This window comes from Phycisphaerae bacterium, assembly GCA_041652575.1.
Taxonomy (GTDB): domain Bacteria; phylum Planctomycetota; class Phycisphaerae; order Sedimentisphaerales; family UBA12454; genus UBA12454.
This window is the reverse complement of sequence record JBAZHC010000004.1, coordinates 215435-238355: the sequence shown is the minus strand read 5'-3', so window position 1 is coordinate 238355 and position 22921 is coordinate 215435. Positions and strand designations below refer to the sequence as shown.

The following is a 22921-nucleotide window of genomic DNA, read 5'->3' as shown; positions in this document are numbered from 1 at the left end:
AGGAAACTCATATTATGAAAAATCAAATGCTGCCGGTTGAAAGAGTTATCGCGGCACTTACACATAAACCCGCAGATAGTGTTCCCTGCGAAGTTCGCTGCACAGTCGATATGGAAGCGGAAATGGTCGCTTATACCGGTGATAAAAATTACGTCAGCAAATATATCGAACAGCCTGTTGTCAGGGTTGACCTTGAACCTGCCGGCGAAATTATAAAGCCGGGCTTCTATAAGGATGTCTTCGGCGTTATCTGGAACCGCACACAGGACAAAAATATCGGCGTACCTGAAAACGCGTGGATTACCCCGGAAAATCTCAAAAGTTATTCATTTCCCGAGCCTCTGCCGGATTCATTTTTCGTAAAAGCTCGCGATACTTTCAGTAAAGCAAGGGCAGCGGGGAAATATCGTTTGGCAAGACTGAATCTTTCGCTTTGGGAAAGGGCCTGGGCGATGAGGGGTATGGAAAATCTTATGATGGACCTCGCAGCCGACCAGACATTTGTCGCGGAATATTTCGGCAAAATCTGCGATTACAATTGCAAAGTACTCCACCGTGCAATAGACAATCTTGAATTTGACGGCGTTCACTTTGGCGATGACTGGGGCACACAATTAGGCCTGCAGATTTCGCCGCAAATGTGGCATACATTTATAAAACCGCATATAACGAAAATGTACGCGATTGTTCGTGACGCAGGCAAATTCGTTTCAATTCATTCCTGCGGAAAAGTTCAGGAGCTTTTCGATGAATTTATCGAAATCGGCGTGAACAGTTTTAATCCTTTCCAGCCTGAAGTAATTGATGTCGACTGGGCAATTAAAACTTATAAAAACCGGCTTTGTTTCTGGGGCGGGGTCAGCACACAGGACGCACTGGCGTTCGGCAGTCCAGAACAGGTTTATAACGAAACAAAACACCTTATTGAGCTTGGCAGAAATGGCGATGTAATAGTATGTCCGTCGCATACGATTCCGCCCGGCTCAAAGCCCGATAATATCATCGCAATGCTCGAATCTATGCGGGATAATAGTAAAAATTAACGATTATTTAACCTGTTTTTACTTGCATTGGCCGGATTGTTTCTGTATGATGTTGAAAGGCTTCAACGCCTTTTTTGGCGTTATATAAGGCCTTAAACGTGTTGTTTTCTGGGATAGTGATGAAAAAGACGTTGCTTGTAATTTTTGTATTGTTTGTATTTGCGGCAAATGCCCGGCCGGCCACTATACTTCAGAACTGGAATGTTAACGATTGGCTGCAAAGAGTGGAGTCCTCCAGTCAGGGTGTTTTTAACATCTATCCCGGTTATATCAATACACAGCTTAAGCGGAAAAATGGCGCCAATACTGTAGCGCAGCTTTACAAATATTTGGGCTCCGATGCGATTGCCGCTGGGACTTCTGCCGGTGCTGTACACGAATTTTGGATGGGGCTGGATTTCCAATATCTTTCCGGAACGACAAGCTACCAAAGTCTCTTCGGTATATTTTATTCTCAAAGCGACAATTTAAGTTCGAGCACGAATCGTAACTGGATTGCTTTGACATTGGGCGGTGCATCGGTAATTGCACAGGCGCAGCAAAATGCTTCCGATGGAACAGCTTACACCGTTCAGCTTTCACCGATTACCGGTTCGGTTGCCACTGATACTTATCGAGTCAAAATGCATGTTTACAATCAGGGCGGTAATACCGTTGCTGATGTCCAGCTTTATCAATGGATAACAGATTCGCAGCAATGGTCTCCTGTCGGCAATATATCGGGTGTTCTCTTAAGCGGCACCAATAAATTTTCCGTGGGTCTGGATGCCTTAGGCGTTAGAAATGCCTACAATTCGACTTCATATACCAGTACGGCTCCATCGTACAATATGGACAACTTTTATTTTTCCACACTTGCTCCGATGCCGGATATAGTTTTCCCGATGTGGGTTTCCGCTCCGGGTGTGCCTGCCCAGATAGATATTTACGGTAACGCACCGGAAATAAAGCCGGGCCTTGCCGGTGTTAACGCTCCGATACAGCACCAGACATATTTCAGACAGGAACGCGAACTTTACGGCTATAATCCGCACTATACTCCGAATCCTGTCGGTTTCGGGCCGGATGACCAGCAATATTTCAAAGGCGATTCATGGGTTGATATAGCGGATTATAACGGCGTTAAATTCAGGTCGTATTTCTCCGATGCGATACTAAGCGATTATCCTCAGTGGGACGGAACATTCGAACAGTGCGGCGAAAACAGGATATATCTTGATAACTACAATTATATTTATGCGATAGCTAATCCTACATCTGTCGGTTATTGCCTTATGTTATCAAAAGATGTCGGTCGCTCATGGCGTGCGTTTTTAATTCCAGGTTCTCCGCTCGATGTCAGAATGGAATGCAGGGACGGGAATAATGATTCCGGTCCGCCTTCACTTCTTATTAGATATATGCAGAACAGTGTCAATACACTTGGCCTAGTCGTTGTTACTAAGGATGGCAGCGGAAACCCGGTTTTTTCTGCGCCTGTTCAGGTTGCATCTGTACCAGTTGCCGGTGGCGGCTTTAAAAATCAGTCTAACATTCTTGTTACCCGCAATAATAAAACACATATAGTTTTTCCGTGTGCCACCGCAAATGCCAATCCCGGAACTCCGATATACGGCATTACATACGACCGTGCGACCGGTACTACGAATATGGTTTTGCTCGGCAATACTGATATTGGATACCCTAATGAAAATAACTGGCCGTGCATTTCAGTCGATAAAAACGGTTATCTGCATGTGATTTTAACTCCGTACACCGGCGGTTCCGGAAAATATTGTACGTATCTAAAATCTTCGCAGCCGAATACAGTTGCTTCCGGCTGGAGCACACCTGAAACTCTTACCGGCCTTGTTCGCGCAAGTATGGTTTGCGATACGAGCGGCACCGTTCATGTTGTCGCAGCGGATATTTCAGATTTGAGCAGGTCATTGAAATATACCTATAAGCAGAGTGGACAATCATGGAGTTCGCCGGCGGCTCTGGTAACGCCCTGGAACGATAATTCGGGACAAGCCTCGCCGGAGACTTTTTATGATTCGGTGCTCTCGATAGATAAACGTAATCGTTTATTTGTAAACTACTCAATCGAACGAACTTTAACGACACCCGCCCAGCAGGCCGTTTACGAGATTTATAATCCCTGCGGCACAAAAGTAAATAATTCAGCCATATTAGCAAAGAACGGGGCAACATGGCAGCTTGCAACCAGCGATAAGTTCGTTTATCAGCCTGTTGTGCCTGACACAGTTTTAACCGACAGTCAGTTCTTCAATAGTCTTTTGAATTTGAATTACAACGGACTCTCGGCTGTTAAAACCGCTGTTCAGCAGGGCAATTATCCGAACGCCAGAAAAGAATTTGCAAAATATCTCAGGCAGCGAACAGAAAAAATCTGGTACTGGGACCCGCATATCAAAGTACCTTCTCAGGGTTCGTCTTCAGATTTGTCCTATGCGTATGATTTTGCGAATCATACCGGAATTTATAATAATAATTACTGGCTGGCCAACGGCGATTATGACTGGCTCAGTACGCCGGAGCTTTCAAGCAATTGGTATAGGATGTATTTCCTCGAAACGCTCGGCAGGGCATATTGGTATTCCCAGACCGAGTATCCTGCCGTTACTGATTATGTCAATGTGATGCGGAGCTGGATTGGCCAGGTCGCACAGGCCGCCGATGTTGACGATCATTACTGGAGCACTATTGCCACCGGTATTCGTATGCGTACAGGCTGGCTTAACGCTTTTGCATATTGCCAGAATTCACCCTTATTCGATGATAATACAATGAATATCGCCGTGAAATCGGCATGGGAGCAATCCAAGCATTTACGGGATAATCACGCAACTTCCGGCAACTGGCTCACCTTTGCTATGGCTGGGCTTTACAGTACAGGTGTATTCTTCCCTGAATTGGCGGATGCCACGGCGTGGCGAAATTATGCCTGCCAGACGGCTATTGACGATATGACTCAAAGTTATCTGCCCGATGGAATGGGAGTTGAATTAACTTGTGCATACGCACAGGCCTTTTACAATTACTTTACGATTTGCGACCTTGCCGAAGCGGTCGATCGCACTAATGAATTGAATGTTGATTTAATTGTACCGTTGTGTGAAACGCCCTTGGATTCATTCGTTAAAATAATGGCACCTGACGGACACGATCCTTCATATAACGATAATTACGAATTTGATGTCAAAAGTTTTATGAATTCGTATTATGCGTACTATCCGTCCCGTCCCGATTTCAAATGGATTGCGACAAACGGCAGTCAGGGTTCTGCTCCGAGTTATACATCCGCTTTTCTTCCTTATGCCGGCTATGCTGCGATGCGTTCGGGCTGGGGGACGGCAGATAATTATCTCGGTTTCGATGTCGGGCCGATTGGAAAAGGTCACGCCCATCAGGACAAGCTAAATGTAGTTCTCTGGGCTTACGGCAGGAAGATTCTTTTCGATTCCGAGCGAGTCGATTATACAGATAATATCTGGTCTGAATATGCGATGGATGCCTTCTCACATAATACTGTTATGGTTGACAATCGTCCTCAGCGGAGAAGCTGGGGAACACCTCAGCCGTCACAGATGCCTTATCAGCCGATTTCAGATTGTCGGTGGGAATCGGATTCGACTCATGATTTTGCTTCCGGCATTTATGAAAACGCCTATGGTATGCAGGGGCAGGGTACATCTGATGCGTATCCTTACTGGGACGACAGCACTTTTAAATCGGGCTGGGTTTATCCTGCAAGGCATTACCGCAGGGTTTATTTCCTCAAACCTGATATTTTTATCGTCTGCGATACTATGGTCGCAAGGGATTCTTCGAGTCATACTTACGATGTCCGCTGGCATTTGAATACTACCAGCACAACCGTTCGCAATACAAACTGGGTCGATACGACAAACTCAGGCCAGGCAAACCTCGAAATTGTTCCGCTTATAACTTCTGGTTTGAGTATTTATAGAACAGTCGGCCAGACCAGCCCAGAGATAATGGGCTGGAAAATTGGCGCATCGAATACAACAGCGACTACGCTTCAGCACAAAAAAACCGGCAACGGTACCGTTCAGTTTCTTACTTTGCTTGTGCCTCTTCATGCTGGAACCAGTTCGCTTGTGCAAAGTGTAACGACAATCAGTTCTACAAGCTGGGATGTGAATTTGTCCGACGGCAGGGTAGTTCATATTTCTTATGACACCAGTCCTACAGGGAATATATATGCGAGTTTCTGATAAAATTATGAAAACAGCAGTTGCTGTATTAGCTGTTCTTTTGTTTGTGGTATCCGCCAATGCCGAGCTTACAGGCTGGTGGCGGTTCGATAACGCAGGTAATATCGGGCAGGATTCTTCAGAGTATGGCAATGATGGTACGATTGTCGGCAATTGCAGTTTTTCCACTGACGCTGTTTCAGGAGCAGGCGCTCTTGAATTTACAGGCGGGTATATTCAGTTGTATTCGTGTTCGATTAATGACTACGAAGGCGATTTCAGCGACGGTGCCGCGTCTTTGGCGATGTGGATAAAACTCGATTCAGCGAATCCTTCACCATCGTATAATGGCTTTGCCAATATTGGCGCATGGTGCTATCCGTCTTATTATCCTTCGAGCGGCAATGCGTTGAGTTTAAAATTGTTTTTAAGTGAAGGCGATTCTATCGTTGTTGACCTTCCGGCAAATACAGTTTTTTCTATGTGGCATCATTTTGTTGTTACAGTTGACGCTATGGATACTTCTTCTGGGTACAAAGTTTATTTTGACGGCAGCCTTATCGGCGAATTTCCGATGGACGGCTCGTTCGGCAATTTTCTGCCTCCGCAAAGACCTTCCCTTGGTGCTGCTTACGATGTTCAGAGCAATACGTGGTCTTGTACGCTTGGAATAATTGACGATGTCAGAATTTATAATTCTATTTTAACTTCTCAGCAGATACAAATGCTCATTTATAATCCCGACCTCAACGGCGACAAAAGCGTTGATTTCACCGACCTTGAAATGATGACCGGCAGTTGGCTTGGTCAGTGTTCTTCTCCTGATTGGTGCGGCGGGGCTGATATCAATCGCGATTCTTATATTAACTTTGCCGACTTTACGATTCTCGCCGAGCAATGGATGCAGACAATGCCGTAATTGTTTCTCAGGCGTGAACAGCACAGTTTCCGCAAGCTCCGAATTAGTGCGATTGAAATATGCGGATTATTTTGGGAAAATAAGATTTTCGAGATTTTTTAGCTGTGAAAAATCAGGAATGATAAAATGAGCGCCTGCCTTAATAAGGCGTGTTCGTTTTTCCAAATTGATTCCAAAACGCTGAACCTCATTGCTTGCGATTCCCAGTGCCAGGCCGTCGCGTTTTCTGCTTTCGCGCATTTCGACCGGTCCATCACCGACAACCAATAGTTCAGAGCCGTGCAGATTGTGTTCGTTCATGATTTTTGCGATTACCATTTTCTTGGAAAACGCCGCAGAATCGCCGACTGAGCCGTAAATACCGCCGTCGAATAAATTCGCGTAACCGAGCACTTTAGCCTCTTTGGCGACGTCATCCAAATCCGTTCCGCTTGCCATATACAAACGTACGCCGCGGTTTTTCAGTATTTTCAGAAATTCGAGCGAACCTTTCACCGTAAAGTCACTGATATTAAGTTCGCCTCGCTGAAATCTTGCGACCCTGTCGTTGACCATCAGCATCAGGGCATCGTTATAAATTTTCTTATATCCCCATTTGTCGAGGATGTATTCCTGCGGCACAAGTCCGAACTCCTGAACCATTTCCACAAGTGCCTGCATTTGTTTGATTGTTTCGATGCCCGTGGATTTGTCGATATATTCACGTACACGAACCTGGGCGCGATGATAAGTCGTTTCGTCGGCTGTTTTATATCTTTCGCCAAGCATTGCCTTAATCATCACCGGCTCCATAATCGCTTCCCATCCCTGGCGAAGTGTCGATATGGTGCCGTCGTGATCGAATACGGCGTGCTTGATTTTTCCGAGTGTGATTTTCTCCGTTGGGTAGCAGATTTCTATATCTGTATTTTGTACGAATTTGGCGCCTCTGCGGTCGTCTGCCAGTTCAGGCTGATATATATAATCGACATCACGCGATATTTCGAGGATTTCTTCTGCTGTCGCCGTGCCTGTCTGGAAAAGTTTGGTTGCCGTTACCGATGCTGCGAAATTTCCGATTGTTGCCGATTCAAGCGGGCCGACTCCTGCCGCCATACACAGTGAAACTGTCGCAAGCAGGGTATCCCCGCAGCCTACTGTATCAGTTTTCCTGAGAAGCTGAATGCCGGGGATTTCGTGAACGCCGGACGATTCCGCCACGACAAGGCCTCGGCTGCCTCGCGTTATGAATACGGCTTTACTTGTTTTATTGTAAAGTTCACGTGCGTATTTTTTTGTGTTCTCAATTGTTACGATATCGCCGTATCTCGCCTCTGCGCCGCACAGCCGTGCTGCCTCAACCGCGTTGGTCTTTCGATATACGTTGGCGAAACTGCTGCTGTAATGCCTGCTGTCGATAAAAATGAGTTTATTTCTGAATTCGTTGAAAAGCTCATTTGCCGCGGCGATAAAGCTTTCATTATTAATTGAGCCGGGTACCTGCTGATTGAAAATCAGGACGTCGGCATCTTTCATTGCCTTGCGAAGGTTTGATATGATGAGGTCGTCGGTTTCTGCCGTTCGCCTGTTAAAAAATCCGAAATCCACTCGCGGTTTTTCCTGTCCGCTGATATATGGTTTGCCGAAAACGATTGTATCGAAGTTTTCCTTCTGAACAACCAGACCGGCAGTATCGACATGCAGTTGTCCGAGCTGCCTTACGAGTTCTCTGCCGAAGATGTCTTCTCCTATTACACCGAATACTCGGCACGACTTCGGCTTCAATGCAGCGATATTAGCGACAATATTAGATGCTCCGCCCAGTGTATAGTAATGTTTGGCGACGGTATTGGCTTTAAGGCCGGTCTCGACACTTGTTTCACCGCCTTTAGGGTCCATCATCCAGTATGCATCGAGACAAAAATCCCCATATACCGCGATAGATACGTTATTTATTGATGAAAGAATCTGTTGTGCTCGTTCGATGTTCATTTGTTGAGTTTCTCGACTATTCTTTTGTATAAAAGTGGAAATGTCTGTTTCTGGTTCCCCTGCACATAGAAGCCCTTTCCCTCAAAGGCTTCCGGTATGCGTGTAACAACACTTTTCTGGTCGCGGAAATAATATCCCTGGCTCGCGTCGTCACTTGCCTGTGCAGGCTCGTAAACTCGAAGGTCAAAATCGGCGGTAACAATACCAGTCGGACATTTGCCGATATTAGCCGCCATTGAAGCGGCCTTTAAAAGCACTTCCGGACCGGTGATTGCCGAGCCGATATTGAATACGAATCCCCCCTGACTGAGTTTGGCGGTCTGACCGGTGTAAATCAAAAAGTCTCTGCCGCTACAGCCGCCTTTAGCCTGCCCATCAAAAGATTCGTGCTGGTCGATAACATCCGTACCGATTCCCACGTGAACCGTAAAAGGTATTTGTTTTTCATAGCAGGCGGCAAGGACGCTGATTTGAGGATATTTAAATTCCCTCGGCGAGTCGGCTGTCACGGCAATGTTCAAAACTTCATCGCGAAATGCCTTTTCACAAATCATACGTCCAAGCGATTCCCCATACCCCAGTTTATATTTATTACCAACCGACAAAGCGGTATTGATATACGCAAATTCATAGGCCATTCCGAACTGGCCTTTTTCAAGTGCCATCGGCACGTATTCGCTTGTCTGGCCGATAAATGCCAGTTCAAAATCGTGTATGGCTGTGGCGCCGTTGCCTGCGACCAGTGTCAGGATATCTCTGCGAACAAGATCCGCTACGAGAGGTCCCATGCCATTCTTTATGAGATGAGCACCAGTAAAGAAAATCACGGGTTTTGACTGGCTGCGGAACTCAACCACCTTTTCTGCTATCTCGTCGATATCCTTTGCGGTTGCACATGGGACATCAAATTTCATCTTATCGACATTCTTCGGCAAAACCATGTCTTCAAGTTTTACCTTATTAATGCGGGTAGAAAGGGGATAGGTCTTAATTTGCTTTGCGTCGAAAAAGTTATATCTGCCGTTGTATTCCATATATCAAGCCTTGATTAAATCAATTCCTGTTGATGAACATAATTTTGCCATAGCCGGCGTTGTTTTGTCTGTTACCCATATATTAAAATCTTTAAGCTCGGCGATAGCTGTGCCTGAACTGCTGAAGAATTTGCTTGAAGCGGCCATCAGAATCTTGCTGTTCGATCGTGTTATAGCTGAATATTTGAGATGTGCTTCCTCGGTGATGACGGCATTAACGCACCCTTCCGGACTGATTGAATCGGCGGAAATAAAACAGGCGTCAAAATGATACCGCGATAACTGATTCATCGTTTCTGTACCGCTGATGCTTTGAGTGACAGGGTGAATATGACCGCCGAGCAGAATATGCTGAACCTGATATTTTGCAAGTGCCACTGCGATAGAAACATCATTTGTAACCACAATCAGATTTTTATCGGTATTGTTTTCGGAGATTTTCTGTGCCAAAGGCAGTATTGTTGTGCCTGCGTCGAGATATACATAACCGTTTTTTGGTAGAATCCTGAAAGCCTCGGCACATATACGCTGTTTGGCAGGGAAATCCTCGCCGAGCCTTTTGTCGACGCTGACAGGCGTGTTCAGGATGACGTTTTTATAACGGGCGCCGCCATGGATACGCTCTATCAGGCCCACGTTGTGAAGCTCCTGGAGGCATTTCTGGGCGGTCGAACGGCTTGTACCGAGCTTTATGGCAAGGTCTTTGGTTGTCCAGTAGGGCTGAGCCTTGAGCAATTCGAGTATTTTTTCTAGTTTTTGGTCGTGTAACAGCATATACTAATTATAACTATATATTACTATTTTTCAACAAAAATTTATAAATTTTACCATTTTTCATTGATTTTTGGGTCTAATCGAGTATGATATAGCAGGTTTAAAGGGATGGTTTATAGATATGAGACTAAAAACATCTGTTTTTGTTTTGTTAATAACAATATCCGCTTGCCCTGGAGATATTCAAAAAATGCATACTCAATCTAATCCGATAGTCTATAAGGCCGATAGGCCCGGTCTTGAAGTTCCCGAGTCTAATTCTCTTACCGCTTACGAACAATGGCGCAAGGATAAAGCAGATAATCTTGATAAATATAAGCTTCTGTATTCAGCTAAAATAGTAGTTGACCAGGACAAGGCTATGCTGCAAATCCCGGAATCAGTAAAAAAATACTGGGATGACCAAACGGTAGTAGCCAAAGAACCGCCGATAATCGAATTCGGCCTTGTGCCGGCAAGTCCGAGATTTTTCAGTGAGCCGTCGAAAAAACCTTCTGACCCGAGTCTGTCTTATTCTCGTGAATGGTCGAACTGGTCGCAGGCAGCGTATTATCAGCCGACAGGTAAATTCTATTCTACTGTTGGCGATACGGACCCTTACGATGGTCATCTTTATGTTGTCGAATACGACCCGGCGAAAAAGATTTTAAAATGCCTGCCTGAAATTTATAAAATGCTCGGAACACCGGCAGGACAGATGAAAGACACCAAAATTCACGGTTATCTCGATTTCTACGATGGGCCGAATTTGTGGCTTTGTACATATTGGACGATTTATCCGGAACCTGCCGAAGGGGATTATGCTACAGGTTATGAGGGCGGACATATTTTAAGTTTCAACGTTCTTACAGGCGATATGACAGATTATGGAGTGCCCGCAAAACGCATCTCCTGGCCGTATCACCGAATCGATACGAAGCGCGGCATTATGTACGGCGTCGGATTCTTTGGTGAATTTTTAGCGTGGGATATTAAAACCCGAAGTATTATCTGGGCAGGTTTCCCGCCGAAAGATATAACCTGGTGGTGGCGGGCGATGATGATTGATGAAGAAACCGGCAACGTATATTCAAGCTATATATATGACCCGGATACCAATGCTCATATGGTTAAATACGACCCAGGCAATAATCGCTTTACCAAAATGGAAACGAGGATGCCGCATTTCTCCGGCAAAAATCAGATTGTCGAAAAGGAGAAACCTCTCGAAGTCGATATGATTCGCGCAAACACGCTCAAACGTGGTACTGACGGCCTTATATGGGGCGTTACAAAGCAGGGCGAGATGTTTACTTTCGACCCCGACACTGAAAAAATCACAGCCAAGGGCATTAACTGGCCGGGCCTGATTCGATATACCTGCGCGATGGAACGAAGCCCGAAAGGCAGATACCTTTATTATTGCCCCGGCGCTCATGGAATCGCCTGGCAGGATGGTACGCCGATTGTGCAGTTCGATACCAAAACCGGAATTAAAAAAGTCATTGCTTTTTTGAGCCCTTACTATCACAACAAATACGGTTATATTCCGGCAGGAAGTTTTTCAATCAAACTCGATGAAAAAGGCGAAAATTTATTCGCATTATGGAACGGCGGATTCTTCGACACAACAGATGCCGACAAGCCCGACTTTCATGGATTCTTCGGCAACTGCGCTATAACTTATATCCGTATTCCCGCAAGCGAGAGGCAGGAATAATCTCTAAATAACTATGATAAATTGCCAGTGGATAAAATCCGTTTTGAAGCACCGGCACCAGGAACGAATTCCCTACAATTTTATGTTTTCGCCTCCTGTAAAGGCCGCTCTCGAAAAACATTACAATACGGTCAATCTCAATGATTTTCTCGAATTGCCTGTCAGGATGATTAGCCTGAAAAATCAGAAGCCTCTTTACGCAGACCCTGAAACATTCGGCCCGACGATTGCCGATGAATTTGGCGTAACGTGGTCAACCAATGAACTCGACAGGGGCTCTCCTATCGGCAATTGCCTGACAAAGGACAGCCTTGAAGGTTACAAATTTCCCGACCCGCATTTGCCCCGAAGATTCGAGGATATTGGCTCGTGGTGTATTTCTCAGCAGGGCAATTATCGTGTTATCTGGGTGGGCGATTTATGGGAACGCGCAACTTTTATGCGGGGAATGGAAAATATTCTGCTCGATGTCGCTCTTAATCAGACTTTCGTACAGCAGCTTCTCGAATCGCTTACAGATTATATCCTCGAAACCCTGAAAATCTTATTTGATAAATTCGATTTCGAGGCAATCGCACTCAGTGACGATTACGGCACCCAGCGGGGAATGCTCATAAGCCCGCAGCAGTGGCGGCAGTTAATCAGGCCGTGCCTGAAACGCATTTATGATTTTGCTAAATCGGCCGGCAGGGACGTTTTTCATCATTCCTGCGGCAACGTTATTGAAATAATTCCTGATTTGATTGACATCGGCCTTGATATTCTGCATCCGATTCAGCCCGAGGCGATGAATCCGTTCGAGCTTAAGAAACGTTTCGGCTCCAGTCTCACATTTTGCGGCGGTATGTCAACCCAGACAGTGTTGCCAAACGGGACTGTGGATGAAGTTCGCAGAACTGTCAAACAGTTAAAAAATGAAATGGGCTATAGCGGCGGATATATCTTCGAACCCGGCATTACATTGCTTGCCGATGTCCCGCTCGAAAATATTATCGCGATGATAGACGAGGTTAAGCAGTAATTACGGAAGACTGGTAAATATTTTAAACGACCGCCTTACCAGGCTATTTGTACTTTATTCTGATTATAAATTGCACGGATTATCGTAGCGTTTCTCATTATATAATCGGTGTGTCCGTCAGCATAAGCCGCCGGATTGTCGAGAGATTTTATTTTTTGGACGGAAGTAGTTCCCATCGGAGCATTGCCAAGCCCTCCCGTTATCCTTATCCACTTTGTAGTGCTTCCGCCATGTCCCATATCGCGAAAGTATGGAGTGCCTTTATCGCACATAAAAGGATGCGTTATCATTATTTTGGTTGAAGAGCATTCAGCGGCAGTTCTGGGCCAGGGTACTTCACCGCCATAGTAAGTAACGTCGGTATAAGGTTTGCCGTAGCCATCGCAGGGTGTGAGGTTTGCATACCAGTTATATGGGATGCTGAGATAATACGGTTGTGTCGTCGAACCGGGTACTGTGGCATCCCAGCCGCCTTTGTCATTTGTATAAGCGTTGGAATACCATTTGGTATCTCTGCACATTCCCCAGTCTTTTGGGGATTCGATGGCGAAATCCTGAATTGCCGGACAAAGGAATATCTTGGAATTCTTTATATAAGGTTTGTATTGGGCGTAAGCTGTGGCTGCCTTCTCGCCTCTTGAATTCATATATTGTGGTGCATAAGTATCAATCCCTTTGTCTTTGACATTCCATGGAATAGATTCAAAATTAGTTGCGAATTTACCGTCATTATTGAGTGTATAGGTATTTTGTGCCAGATATTGCTGCCGAGTATTATTCATACAGACAATTCTTTGAGCCAAGAGTCTGGCTTTTCTCAGTGAAGGCATCAATACCGCCAAAAGAACTGCGATGATGGAAATCACAACTAACAGCTCAACGAGTGTAAAGCCTTTGCTTCTTTTCATAATTTCTTCTCTCCATTAGACAATCGTCAGTTTTAATATGACGGTTTATTAATTTCCGAACATCTCAAATCAAGCCGTTGAACCGCTTCAGCAACTCTAATATAGCATTCTATCGCGGCAGTGTCAATCAAATTTGGAATTTTTTGAAAATATTTTGTAACTAATTAAAGATTAATATGTCTTAAATTATCTGCTTTCTGCTTTCTTCTGATTCCAGACCTGCATCAACAAGAATTTGTTCCTTTCCGACAGGGGTATTAAGACGGGCATAGAATCTCGCAAGTTTGCGTTCATCTTCAGGTTTTGTAAGCAGGCTGACTACAAAATAGGCTATAACGGACGCCGGCACATAAACAGCGGACTGATACCATACAGTTTTCCATTTCAGGTCAGTAGGCCCCCAGTATTGGTCTAAATAATACCAGATACCGAAAGACACTATTATTGAAGCCCATGCGCCCCAGCTGTTGCCCCTGTAAAAAAAGAGTCCAATCATCATGGCAGGGCCTACCATTGCGGTAAGTTTCCACCAGAATTCAACGGACTTTGTAACGCTTGTAAACTGATAAGCCGTAATTGTTCCGGCAATAACAAGAGCCAAACCTGCGATTCGAGCGACAAGCAAATAGTGACTGTCGGGTTTATTTTTTACAATATATTTTGAATACAGATTTCTTGTGAAAATCGCAGAGGCAATTACCTGCATCGCCGAGACAGTGCTCATACCTGCGGCAAACATCGCGGCAACCATTAAACCTGAAAAGCCGACCGGCAAAAATTCTCTTGCCGCCATTCCGAAACATAATTCGGGATTGTCAAGTTTTGGCCAGAGTACCAGCGCAAACAATCCGACAAATGCCCAGCCTACGGTACAGAGGCGTTTCAGTATTGCGCCGAACATATTTCCCCACTGAAGGGTGCTTTCGTCTTTTGCTGCCTGAAGAGTCTGTACACTGCCTTCGGCAAGGTTGCCGAGCATACCATTGATGAAAAGCATGAAAATAGCGAACAGGCCGATAGTTTTAGCCGGGTCTGCTCCGGCTGAACTGGGCATCGCCAGCGAGAACATTCCAGCCGGCAGGGCAGCATGAAGACCTGCCATTCCGCCGACCTTTATCCACATAGGAGGAATCAGCATGAAAGACAATCCGACGATTAGAATGCCCTGCAGGCAATCCGCAAATGCCGCTGCTATCATTCCGCCGATAGCACCGTAAAGCAGGCCGACTACGCCTGTTGCTAAAACCGTTACATTAAGCGGGATTTTGCCGCCGGTGATTCCCTCGACGACCTGTCCCATACCGATAAGAATTGTGCCGGTCGCGACCGATACACTTGCCAGGCAGCTAATGGCGAAAAATGGAGCCAGACCTTTGCCGTATCGCAGGTCGAAGAAATCGGCAGTTGTGTAAATTCTCAATCTTCTGATTATCGGCAGCAGCAAAAACAGCACGGGCATAAAAAGCATATACAGCCAGCTATACCAGATACCCGCCATGCCGAATGTATAAACAGCGCCTGCGACGAGAATCGGATGCGTATTGCTTGTGCCTGCACCGAACTGCTGCATCATCACAAGAAATTTTCCGAATTTTCTGCCGCCGACATAAAAGTCACCCTGATTGGTAACTTTTTTCATAGTAAAAAATCCGATTATCACAAGCAAAGCAAAATATGCTATGATAACGACAACATCAAGTACAGCCAAACCGTGCATAGCTACTCCTACTTAATCCATAAAAATAATTGTACAGCGATAATAAGCCCGATGACCACGAGAGTAACTATCAGGCAGCACTTAATGTTCTGCTTGTACGGCTGAAACATCATCATTGACGGCCGTGTTATCGGTAATTTTCTTTCTGTTGTATTCATATACATTCTCCGGTTATTTAGTTTCTTCAATAACGAGAACAGGTCCGAACAGTACTGTAGTCTTAAGGTTCGAAGTTGTCTCATGATTGTATACTATAAAGTTTATCGGCACAACATCGCCGGCTTTAACAGTGCCTGCATCGCTCCAGGCAAGGTCAAAGGTTATCCATTCGCAGCCGGTCATATCATTTGTCGAATCCTGTACCCAGACCCATTTCCTGTCGAACTGAACAACGCTGACACGATTACCTTTTGCCGGCGGATTGTTTTTGTCTTCATACAGATGTGTCGCGAATACTACGACTTTCAGTTTGCCCTTGTGTTCAGGAACTATTAGCTTGCCGTTCAGGCTTGCAGTTTCAGTTGCGTTGCAGGTTCCGTCGAACTGTATCGCGAATGCTTCTTTCTGGCCTGCCCTGACAAGACCCATAGCCCAGCCGGTGCCGGTCCATGAATATGAACCCTGTTTTTCGAACTCTGCTGGTGTGATTTCAAGCAGAACTTTGCCTTTTGGCCTGTTATCTTCTGCGGCCAGAAGTTTTGTGTAGTCAGACTTTGGCGTAGATTCCCAGATTTTAGCCATTTCCTGGCGAGCCTCTTGTTCTTTTACTTTTCTTTCTTTTCTGGATTTAATCTGTTTTTGCCAATAATCGATACCGGACAATTTTTGATTCCAGTTGTCAACGTATTCAGTTACGCCTTTAACATTTTTAAGCCCGTTTGATATCTCGGCAAGTTCAGCTTCGACTTTCGGTTTTACTTCTTCGATGCGTTTGGCTGCTGCCTGTGAATCGGTCTTTATAAGTGCAATCATCGATTCGTCAAAATCCTTGAGCCAGTATTCGGGATATTCGAAATTGGCGATTTTTTTGCCGTAATCTACCGTATCCTGCATCGCATCAAAATAAACGGTTTCGAGTCTGTTTGCATCAATCATACTCGCTGCCGGAGCATTGGCTTTAAGTTTTTTGAGCGCTGCATCCATTGCATTAACGTACGCGATTGCCTGTGGTTTTGTGGCCGGGTCGATAAGTCTCGGCGGCCATAAATCCGGTGTCTGTGATTTATAGTGCATACGCTTGAACAGGTCTTTCAATTTGCTTAGACTGTCGTCAAACTTTTTGGCGTCATTAACCTGTGCTGCACCGTAAACGAAACTATAAATATCTGTTCTTACTGCATCCCAGTTGTGTTTTGCCGGGTCCCATGCCCAATAACCGAGAACGGGCATAATATATTCTTCACGTCCATCAGTGCAGGCAACAATCGTATCAGCGTATTTAGCCGCGTCGGCAAGTTCGTCATAAGTCGGCATATGCCAGCCGATTTCGAGCGGCATAGGCTCAAAATAAGGCGATTTATCATACATACTGACGCCGTAAGCTGCGTTTAGAAGGCCGCTGGCAGGGCGGGCCCAATTGTGCCACCAGCCGGGACGTTTTGCGTTAAGGCCGATTTTTTTGGCGGTCTGAACATCGCAATCGCATGGCGGACGAGTGAAGAACCATGTGATACTGTCGAAACCTTTTTGCGGAGCCATATATTTGTTCCATGTAGTTTCGATATTATGATACGAACCGGCAGGAGGAGTCATTACAAGAGCGTTGTCGGGCAGGTTGCGTTTTTTCGCAAGCTCTAATACGCGTTTGATGAGCACATCTGCGTTCATGCCTTCACCTGCATCATCGAACGAGAGCCAAATACCATCGACACCCATATCGAGCAATCTTACATAAGAATCGTAAACATTGTCGAACAACTCAGGTTTCACGGCACAATTAACAGTGGCGTAAACATATATACCTCTGCGGTGAGCCTGGTTGAGAACGTTTGTGACTCGCTCTTCGTTAATTGTGAAGCCGGTCTTTGGCAGGCCGACCATCGGATAAAGTGTGTCAACGTAATTTATTCTGGCGCGGACGTAGGAGTCATAAGCTTCTTCGCCGACGACTTTCGCGCAATTTCTGCCTCTCCATTTAATTGAAGGCCAGTCTTTTACAGAAACGGCCGGGAACATGATTTTATCGCCGTCTTTCGCGAGCAGGTCGAAAAATGATACCATGCCGTAAGTTACTCCGCGAGCGTTTGAACCGCCGATAAGAACGGTAAAACCGCCGTCGCTCTTAATAGTTTCGATAATGTAACCGTCGAATCCGGGCGTGTTTGCGTCCAGTGCAATTTTGCTTTCTTTGCAGAACTGGTCGACTTTGGCACAGCTTTGCCGTGTGCCGAGCAATATAACAGATTTGGCTTCTTCGGCAGCAGACTGCTTTTTGATTTCGAGCTTTATGCCGAACCTTTTATTTACATAAAATTGAAGTCTTTCGGCGGCATATTCATCGACCTCTGTTGCATTGTCGCCGATTACGATAGCCGTGTCAGCGGCAAGCTGGAAAGAATCGCCGAGAGCTTTATATTCCTTTGGTGTCGGTACTATCGGGCAATCGACCGCCAAGGATACTGTGACGAGAGTTAATACCGCGATAATTAGTGCAAAAACATTTAATTTGCGAAACATAAAAAAATCCTTCCTGAAATTATGTTAATATTATCTTTCTACTAATCTGGCCGGGCCGAAGAATACGATGCTTTCGTAACCGTCAGACTGAATTCTGTTTGAAACGTTAAATCTGATATTTACTTTTTCGCCGGACTTCGCAACATCTGTAATATCGTTTACCTGCCAGCCTTTCAGCGGCACAGTAAGGTCCTGATTCCAGATGGTTTTACCATCAACTCGTAAAGCCGAAAGCCGAACATCGGCTCTGGCCGGAGTCTGCGTGTCTTTCATTACGTGTGCTATATAAACTTCCAGATAAAGTCTTTTGGTGAAGTTAGGTATAGTAACTTCTGTCGAGAGCATAGCCATATCTGTATCTTTGTATGACCATTGAGACGAAGAGCCGATTGCAACAGCTTTGTTATCGTACATTCCCACGGCCCAGGCGCCCCTGGCGTGATATCTGCCGTGCTGGATAGCATCCGATGAAATCTCCAGCAGAACTTTGCCTTTGGCAGGTTTGCCCTGGTCGGCAAATAATTTGCTGTAATCGCCTTTGACGAGTTCTTCGAATCTCTGTTTTGCTTCCTGACGTTTTTGTTCGGCTTCGGCTTTCTGTGCCTGAACCTTTTTATACTCTTCTATCCAGAAATCAGAGCCTTTTATGTAATCTTCCCATTGCTTGACATAAGCATCGATATATTTCAGACCTGCCAATTCTGAAGAAATGATTTCGCATTTCTTCTCGACATCTGCCCTGATTTTGCCTGTTTCGACGTCAATAGCTTTTGTATCCTGTTTAGAGGCAAGGTCGAGCATTTTATTTGGAAAATCCTTAAGCGTGTATTCCGGATAATCAAGATTTACCATCTTTTTGCCATAAGTTACGATATCTCGCATCGGCTGAAGATAATCGATTTTCAGGTTTTCGCCGCTAAGCATAGTCTGGCTCGGCGAACCTTTTTCTATTGTCTGCATCAGCAGTTCCATATCGTTAAGCAGCTCTATTACAGCCGGCCTGTCGTTTACGTCAAGCAGTCTCGGAGGCCAGATATTGGGATTGGCATTTTTGTACAACGGCGTTGTAAAATATGGTTTGAGTTTGGCAAGTTTCCGGTCAAACAATCTCGCCGCCGGAGCCTGAGCGTTACCGAACACGTAAGAATAAGCCGTCTCTGAAACAGCGTTGAAATCGTGCGTTTCCGGATTCCATGCCCATAAACCGAGAATGTGACAATCATAATCGGCAGGCCTTGTTTGCCAAAGCATAACCATATCAGAATAATTGCCCGCGACTTTTAATTCGTCTGTTGTGGGATTATTCCAGCCTGCCGAAAGAGGCAGCAGTTCATAATAAGCCCATTTACTATTATATAAAGGTCTTCCGCCGCCGAAATCATTCAATAGTCCGCCTTTTGGTCGCGGCCAGTTATGCCACCAGCATAACTCCGAGGAAAAGCCCAGCTTTTTCATTAATTTATCATCAAAGTCGTTCGGTATACGAGTAAAGAACCATCTCATTTTGTCTGCATCGGGAGCTGCGACAACCTGTTTGTTCCATACGGTATCGATTTCCTGATATGAGCCGCTTGGAGGGGTAATCGCAACTTTGTCAGGTGTGATATTATGCTGTTTTGCCAGTTCAATAACTCGGCTTGTCAGCAGGGGGGCATCTTTTCCGGGACCTGGGTCGTCATAAGAAATCCACAGTCCGTCAACGTTCAAAGCGATTAGCTCTTTGAATGTTTCTATTGCCGCATCGAATTTTTCAGGAGGAACTCCGCAGGATACGGTACCGAATACGAATATTCCTCTTTCATGTGCGTCGTCTATCACTTTTTTAACTTTTGCGGTATCGATAGGAACTCCCGGCGGGAATCCGAAAAGTGCATGTCCGCCCGGAACATTGGTATCGCGTACGTCGATAAAATTTATGCGTGAATGAACGCAGGTATCGAGTGATTCTGGTGTCTGCAGAGAAAGATATTCAGTTGGTCTGCCTCGCCATTCAATTGTCGCCCAGTCGCGGATATAAACGGCGGGACAGGTCAGTTTGCCGTCGCCAAGATTCAGCATATCGAATAAAACGCTTGTGCCGTAAGTAACGCCTCGCAGGTTTGCACCGGCAATGATAATAACTTTTGATGATTTTACAGCCGCGGTTTTAATTATGAAACCGTCATAACCGGGAAGTTTGGTATTGATATCTATATTATTCTTTTTGCAGAATTGCTGAATAAATGAATCTTTTTCCGTAACGCCCAAAACGATTTCTACGGTATTTTTTGATTGGCCGGCTTTCTCGGTATCGCCGTTCAGTTGAATATCAACGTTGTAATGTTTTTTCAGACTGTCTTTCAAATGGCCTGCCGCGTAGTTTTCTACGGGACATTGGCTGTTATAAAAAACTGTCGTACTTTCATCTATGACGACATCGGGCAAATCTACTGATTGGCATTCTCTTGGTTGAGGAACTATTGAACAATTTTCTTTAGACTGAGTTACGCAGCACTGCCCGCCGTAGGCAATAGATGCCAAAATTAGCATAAACACTATCCCTGTTTTTTTCATATAAATCTCCATTTCCTTTGCTGTTTTTGCGCGCACCAACGGCGCTTATATTTACATATTATCTCTGGGTCCTGTTTTTATGCAGGATGAAACGCATCATGGATTTGTATGATTATAACTGCCGTGTGGTTTTACGAAGAATCACAGATGGTTTGATAACCAGCGGCTGGCCGTCCGTTTGCTCTCCGTTAATAATTTTAATGAGCAATTCGGCAGCACGTTTTCCAACTTCATTTAGTTCGACTTTGACTGTACTTAGGCTGATGCACGGCAATGAACTCGGATCGCAGTCTTCAATACCCATTACAGAAAGGTCTTCCGGTACTTTAATACCCCTGTCCTGACAAACAGCCAGGACCTCATAAGCAAGCCAGTCCGCCTGAAGCAAAATGGCTGTAGTTTGCGGTTTTCTGGAACTAATATAATCAAGGATGTTTTCAGCGAAAGTTTTCATTTCGGTTAAAGACCATGACTGAGTTTTCTTGTAGAAAGTATCAGCAGTGGCTGTAAGCCCCATTTCAGATACGGCACCATTATAGCCGTCTATAAGCATTTTTGTGCTTTCAGTTTCTCTGCCGGCCAGTGCGAAGATAATATTTTTATGTCCAAGTTTGCCAAGTTCGCGTGCAGCCAGATATGTCGAAAGATAATGGTCGCTGCGGACGACGGGACTGTCGAAACCTTCGATTCCTCTGTCGACAAGCACCAATGGCATTTTATGAACATCTTTAAGTTCGCGGTAAATATCTAAATTTTCCGCATCGCCTGAATATGCCGCAATTATACCATCAACATGTTTGCCGATAAAAACTTCAATTTCTTTCCGCTCGCGGTCAGGCTGGTAATTGTGAATCGCAAGCAGAGGGGTAAACTGAGGATGCATAACGTCTGTAATGCCTTCGAGGATTCGTTCGTAGAAATTTCCGCGAAGCGTGGCCACCAAAATGCCGACAGTGAAAGTTTTGTTGCTGGCAAGTCCGGCGGCAAGAAGATTCGGCCGATAGCCTAATTTCTCAGCAACCTCACGAACTCTTTGAATGGTTTTTGCAGACAACGATCGCTTACCGGGATGAATCCCCCGTATAGCATGCGAAGCAGTGCTTGGTGATACGCCTGCCTCTTTTGCAATCTCTTTCAGTGTAACTGCCATAGCTTATACCTTCATATTACAACCTGTTGATTCGCTTCAACACAATAATTTTACATCAAAACATCTTGCATTGCAAGATGTTTTTGCTCAAAAACCTTCAAATAGTAATATTTGTTGAGAAATTGAAAGTAATTTTGCCCAATAGCCAAAAAACAATAATAGAAATATAGAGATAGACCTCTTTGTTTATTGTATATCCTGTATTACGTCATTTTGCAATAATTTTAATAAGAATTGCGCATAAAAAAATAGGAGGGGATTAACCCTCCTATTTTTTTAATAGTTATACAAATTAGCTGTTTTTGCGTCTAAGCAGTAAACCACCGATAATAAGCATTGTAATTGTTGCTGGTTCCGGAACTACCCAGCTCGGTACTGCCATATATTGTTCGCCGTCTGTTGAGAAGTACATATTGTCAATGACGAACTTAACTGTTCTTGTGCCGCTTGTAGCCATAGAAAGACTCTTGATACCAAGAGCATCTATTCCATAAAGGTCCCAATTTGCAGCACTGTCATAGAGCAGGATGCCGTTCTGGCTGAATATGCTCGAGGTAAATGCGCCTGTACCAACATCGAATGTTCCGAGTTTGATATCAGCATATACTTTGCCGTCACCGGCGAGATAATAGTGAACCTGATAACGATGGGTTAAACCATCATCAAGAGTTGCCATTGTTGTTCCAACGGATGTTCCTGCAAAAGCGCCGGCAGCATTGTCTGTTTCCTGGCGAATGCGAAGAGCACCTGCTGTCCTGCAAATATCAAGTCCCAATGAATTCTGTGTAGCGGTGTTTGTGAGAGTTGCGTCACCGTTTATAAGACCTATACATGCCTGCTGTGTGGTGAATGTTCCGTTTGCAAACATTAAATCGAAACCCATCCACATATCAGTTACTGTGGGTGTTCCACTTTGACTGCCGGGCATGTAATATGTCTGGCCCAGCGGGATATATGCCGTACCAAGAACTGTATTGCTTCTCTGTACGCTGCAGTCAAGATAGCCCGGTGTGCCGCTGACATTGTTAGTGGTATTGTAAGTGAACACATTGTATGTGCTCTCGGCTTTAGACCAGCCGTTACTAAATGGATCAGCGTTGAAGTTCTGTTTTACTGTGGTTGCCTGAACCCCGCACGCCAGGATACTAAGCAATACAAATGTTAAAATAACTAATCTGTTCTTCATTTTCTCATTCCTCCAAAAAGGGTTAACTTCTTCTTTAAAAACCATAAAAA

The 22921-nt window shown here is 45.0% G+C and carries 15 protein-coding genes; 5 read left to right on the top strand and 10 right to left on the bottom strand.

Annotated elements, in window-relative coordinates:
• Positions 1-14: 14 nt before the first annotated feature.
• The 3 genes from WC496_04845 (at position 15) to WC496_04835 (ending at position 6182) form a co-directional block, all read left to right on the top strand.
• On the top strand, positions 15-1043 hold the full coding sequence (locus WC496_04845) for a uroporphyrinogen decarboxylase family protein (protein MFA5292347.1): 1029 nt from the start codon (positions 15-17) through the stop codon (positions 1041-1043).
• A gap of 119 nt (positions 1044-1162) precedes the next feature.
• On the top strand, positions 1163-5284 hold the full coding sequence (locus tag WC496_04840) for an alginate lyase family protein (GenBank protein MFA5292346.1): 4122 nt from the start codon (positions 1163-1165) through the stop codon (positions 5282-5284).
• Positions 5271-6182 carry a LamG-like jellyroll fold domain-containing protein gene (locus WC496_04835; protein MFA5292345.1) on the top strand — a complete coding sequence of 304 codons (912 nt, stop codon included), beginning with the start codon at positions 5271-5273 and terminating at the stop codon, positions 6180-6182. The genes WC496_04840 and WC496_04835 overlap by 14 nt, the downstream gene beginning before the upstream one ends.
• Positions 6183-6248: 66 nt before the next feature.
• On the opposite strand, the gene WC496_04830 is transcribed toward WC496_04835, so the two are convergent.
• The 3 genes from WC496_04830 to WC496_04820 are packed head-to-tail and all read right to left on the bottom strand — an operon-like array spanning position 6249 to position 9961.
• Positions 6249-8153: a PfkB family carbohydrate kinase gene (locus tag WC496_04830; protein MFA5292344.1), complete on the bottom strand. Its 1905-nt coding sequence runs from the start codon at positions 8151-8153 to the stop codon at positions 6249-6251.
• Complete coding sequence (locus tag WC496_04825; protein MFA5292343.1) at positions 8150-9187, bottom strand: hypothetical protein; 1038 nt, start codon at positions 9185-9187, stop codon at positions 8150-8152. The genes WC496_04830 and WC496_04825 overlap by 4 nt, the downstream gene beginning before the upstream one ends.
• Positions 9188-9190: 3 nt before the next feature.
• Positions 9191-9961, bottom strand: a complete 771-nt coding sequence (locus WC496_04820) for a DeoR/GlpR family DNA-binding transcription regulator (GenBank protein ID MFA5292342.1) — start codon at positions 9959-9961, stop codon at positions 9191-9193.
• A 190-nt stretch (positions 9962-10151) separates the two neighbouring features.
• Between WC496_04820 and WC496_04815 the strand changes: the two genes are divergently transcribed.
• Together WC496_04815 and WC496_04810 are read left to right on the top strand one after the other, a co-directional pair.
• On the top strand, positions 10152-11660 hold the full coding sequence (locus WC496_04815; GenBank protein ID MFA5292341.1) for a hypothetical protein: 1509 nt from the start codon (positions 10152-10154) through the stop codon (positions 11658-11660).
• 82 nt (positions 11661-11742) lie between these two features.
• Positions 11743-12681, top strand: a complete 939-nt coding sequence (locus WC496_04810; protein ID MFA5292340.1) for a uroporphyrinogen decarboxylase family protein — start codon at positions 11743-11745, stop codon at positions 12679-12681.
• A gap of 35 nt (positions 12682-12716) precedes the next feature.
• Here WC496_04810 and WC496_04805 read toward each other — a convergent pair whose 3' ends face one another.
• The 7 genes from WC496_04805 to WC496_04775 all read right to left on the bottom strand — a co-directional run bounded on the left by WC496_04805 (position 12717) and on the right by WC496_04775 (position 22871).
• Positions 12717-13589 (bottom strand): type II secretion system protein, encoded by an 873-nt coding sequence (locus WC496_04805; GenBank protein ID MFA5292339.1) that lies wholly within the window; start codon positions 13587-13589, stop codon positions 12717-12719.
• Between the two features lie 181 nt (positions 13590-13770).
• A complete protein-coding gene (locus WC496_04800) occupies positions 13771-15306 on the bottom strand; it encodes a hypothetical protein (GenBank protein MFA5292338.1) in 1536 nt (511 codons plus the stop codon).
• An 8-nt stretch (positions 15307-15314) separates the two neighbouring features.
• Positions 15315-15464: a hypothetical protein gene (locus tag WC496_04795; GenBank protein MFA5292337.1), complete on the bottom strand. Its 150-nt coding sequence runs from the start codon at positions 15462-15464 to the stop codon at positions 15315-15317.
• 13 nt (positions 15465-15477) lie between these two features.
• Complete coding sequence (locus WC496_04790) at positions 15478-17982, bottom strand: glycoside hydrolase family 20 zincin-like fold domain-containing protein (GenBank protein ID MFA5292336.1); 2505 nt, start codon at positions 17980-17982, stop codon at positions 15478-15480.
• A gap of 30 nt (positions 17983-18012) precedes the next feature.
• Positions 18013-20535 carry a glycoside hydrolase family 20 zincin-like fold domain-containing protein gene (locus WC496_04785; GenBank protein MFA5292335.1) on the bottom strand — a complete coding sequence of 841 codons (2523 nt, stop codon included), beginning with the start codon at positions 20533-20535 and terminating at the stop codon, positions 18013-18015.
• A 112-nt stretch (positions 20536-20647) separates the two neighbouring features.
• A complete protein-coding gene (locus WC496_04780; GenBank protein ID MFA5292334.1) occupies positions 20648-21685 on the bottom strand; it encodes a LacI family DNA-binding transcriptional regulator in 1038 nt (345 codons plus the stop codon).
• A 292-nt stretch (positions 21686-21977) separates the two neighbouring features.
• Positions 21978-22871, bottom strand: a complete 894-nt coding sequence (locus WC496_04775) for a hypothetical protein (protein ID MFA5292333.1) — start codon at positions 22869-22871, stop codon at positions 21978-21980.
• Positions 22872-22921 lie beyond the last annotated feature (50 nt).

What these genes read in the sequence shown, in the direction of transcription:
- WC496_04845 (MFA5292347.1), top strand. Translation starts at nt 15, where the DNA reads ATGAAAAATCAAATGCTGCCGGTTGAAAGAGTTATCGCGGCACTTACA.
- WC496_04840 (MFA5292346.1), top strand. Translation starts at nt 1,163, where the DNA reads ATGAAAAAGACGTTGCTTGTAATTTTTGTATTGTTTGTATTTGCGGCA.
- WC496_04835 (MFA5292345.1), top strand. Translation starts at nt 5,271, where the DNA reads ATGCGAGTTTCTGATAAAATTATGAAAACAGCAGTTGCTGTATTAGCT.
- WC496_04830 (MFA5292344.1), bottom strand. Translation starts at nt 8,153, where the DNA reads ATGAACATCGAACGAGCACAACAGATTCTTTCATCAATAAATAACGTA.
- WC496_04825 (MFA5292343.1), bottom strand. Translation starts at nt 9,187, where the DNA reads ATGGAATACAACGGCAGATATAACTTTTTCGACGCAAAGCAAATTAAG.
- WC496_04820 (MFA5292342.1), bottom strand. Translation starts at nt 9,961, where the DNA reads ATGCTGTTACACGACCAAAAACTAGAAAAAATACTCGAATTGCTCAAG.
- WC496_04815 (MFA5292341.1), top strand. Translation starts at nt 10,152, where the DNA reads ATGCATACTCAATCTAATCCGATAGTCTATAAGGCCGATAGGCCCGGT.
- WC496_04810 (MFA5292340.1), top strand. Translation starts at nt 11,743, where the DNA reads ATGTTTTCGCCTCCTGTAAAGGCCGCTCTCGAAAAACATTACAATACG.
- WC496_04805 (MFA5292339.1), bottom strand. Translation starts at nt 13,589, where the DNA reads ATGAAAAGAAGCAAAGGCTTTACACTCGTTGAGCTGTTAGTTGTGATT.
- WC496_04800 (MFA5292338.1), bottom strand. Translation starts at nt 15,306, where the DNA reads ATGCACGGTTTGGCTGTACTTGATGTTGTCGTTATCATAGCATATTTT.
- WC496_04795 (MFA5292337.1), bottom strand. Translation starts at nt 15,464, where the DNA reads ATGAATACAACAGAAAGAAAATTACCGATAACACGGCCGTCAATGATG.
- WC496_04790 (MFA5292336.1), bottom strand. Translation starts at nt 17,982, where the DNA reads ATGTTTCGCAAATTAAATGTTTTTGCACTAATTATCGCGGTATTAACT.
- WC496_04785 (MFA5292335.1), bottom strand. Translation starts at nt 20,535, where the DNA reads ATGAAAAAAACAGGGATAGTGTTTATGCTAATTTTGGCATCTATTGCC.
- WC496_04780 (MFA5292334.1), bottom strand. Translation starts at nt 21,685, where the DNA reads ATGGCAGTTACACTGAAAGAGATTGCAAAAGAGGCAGGCGTATCACCA.
- WC496_04775 (MFA5292333.1), bottom strand. Translation starts at nt 22,871, where the DNA reads ATGAAGAACAGATTAGTTATTTTAACATTTGTATTGCTTAGTATCCTG.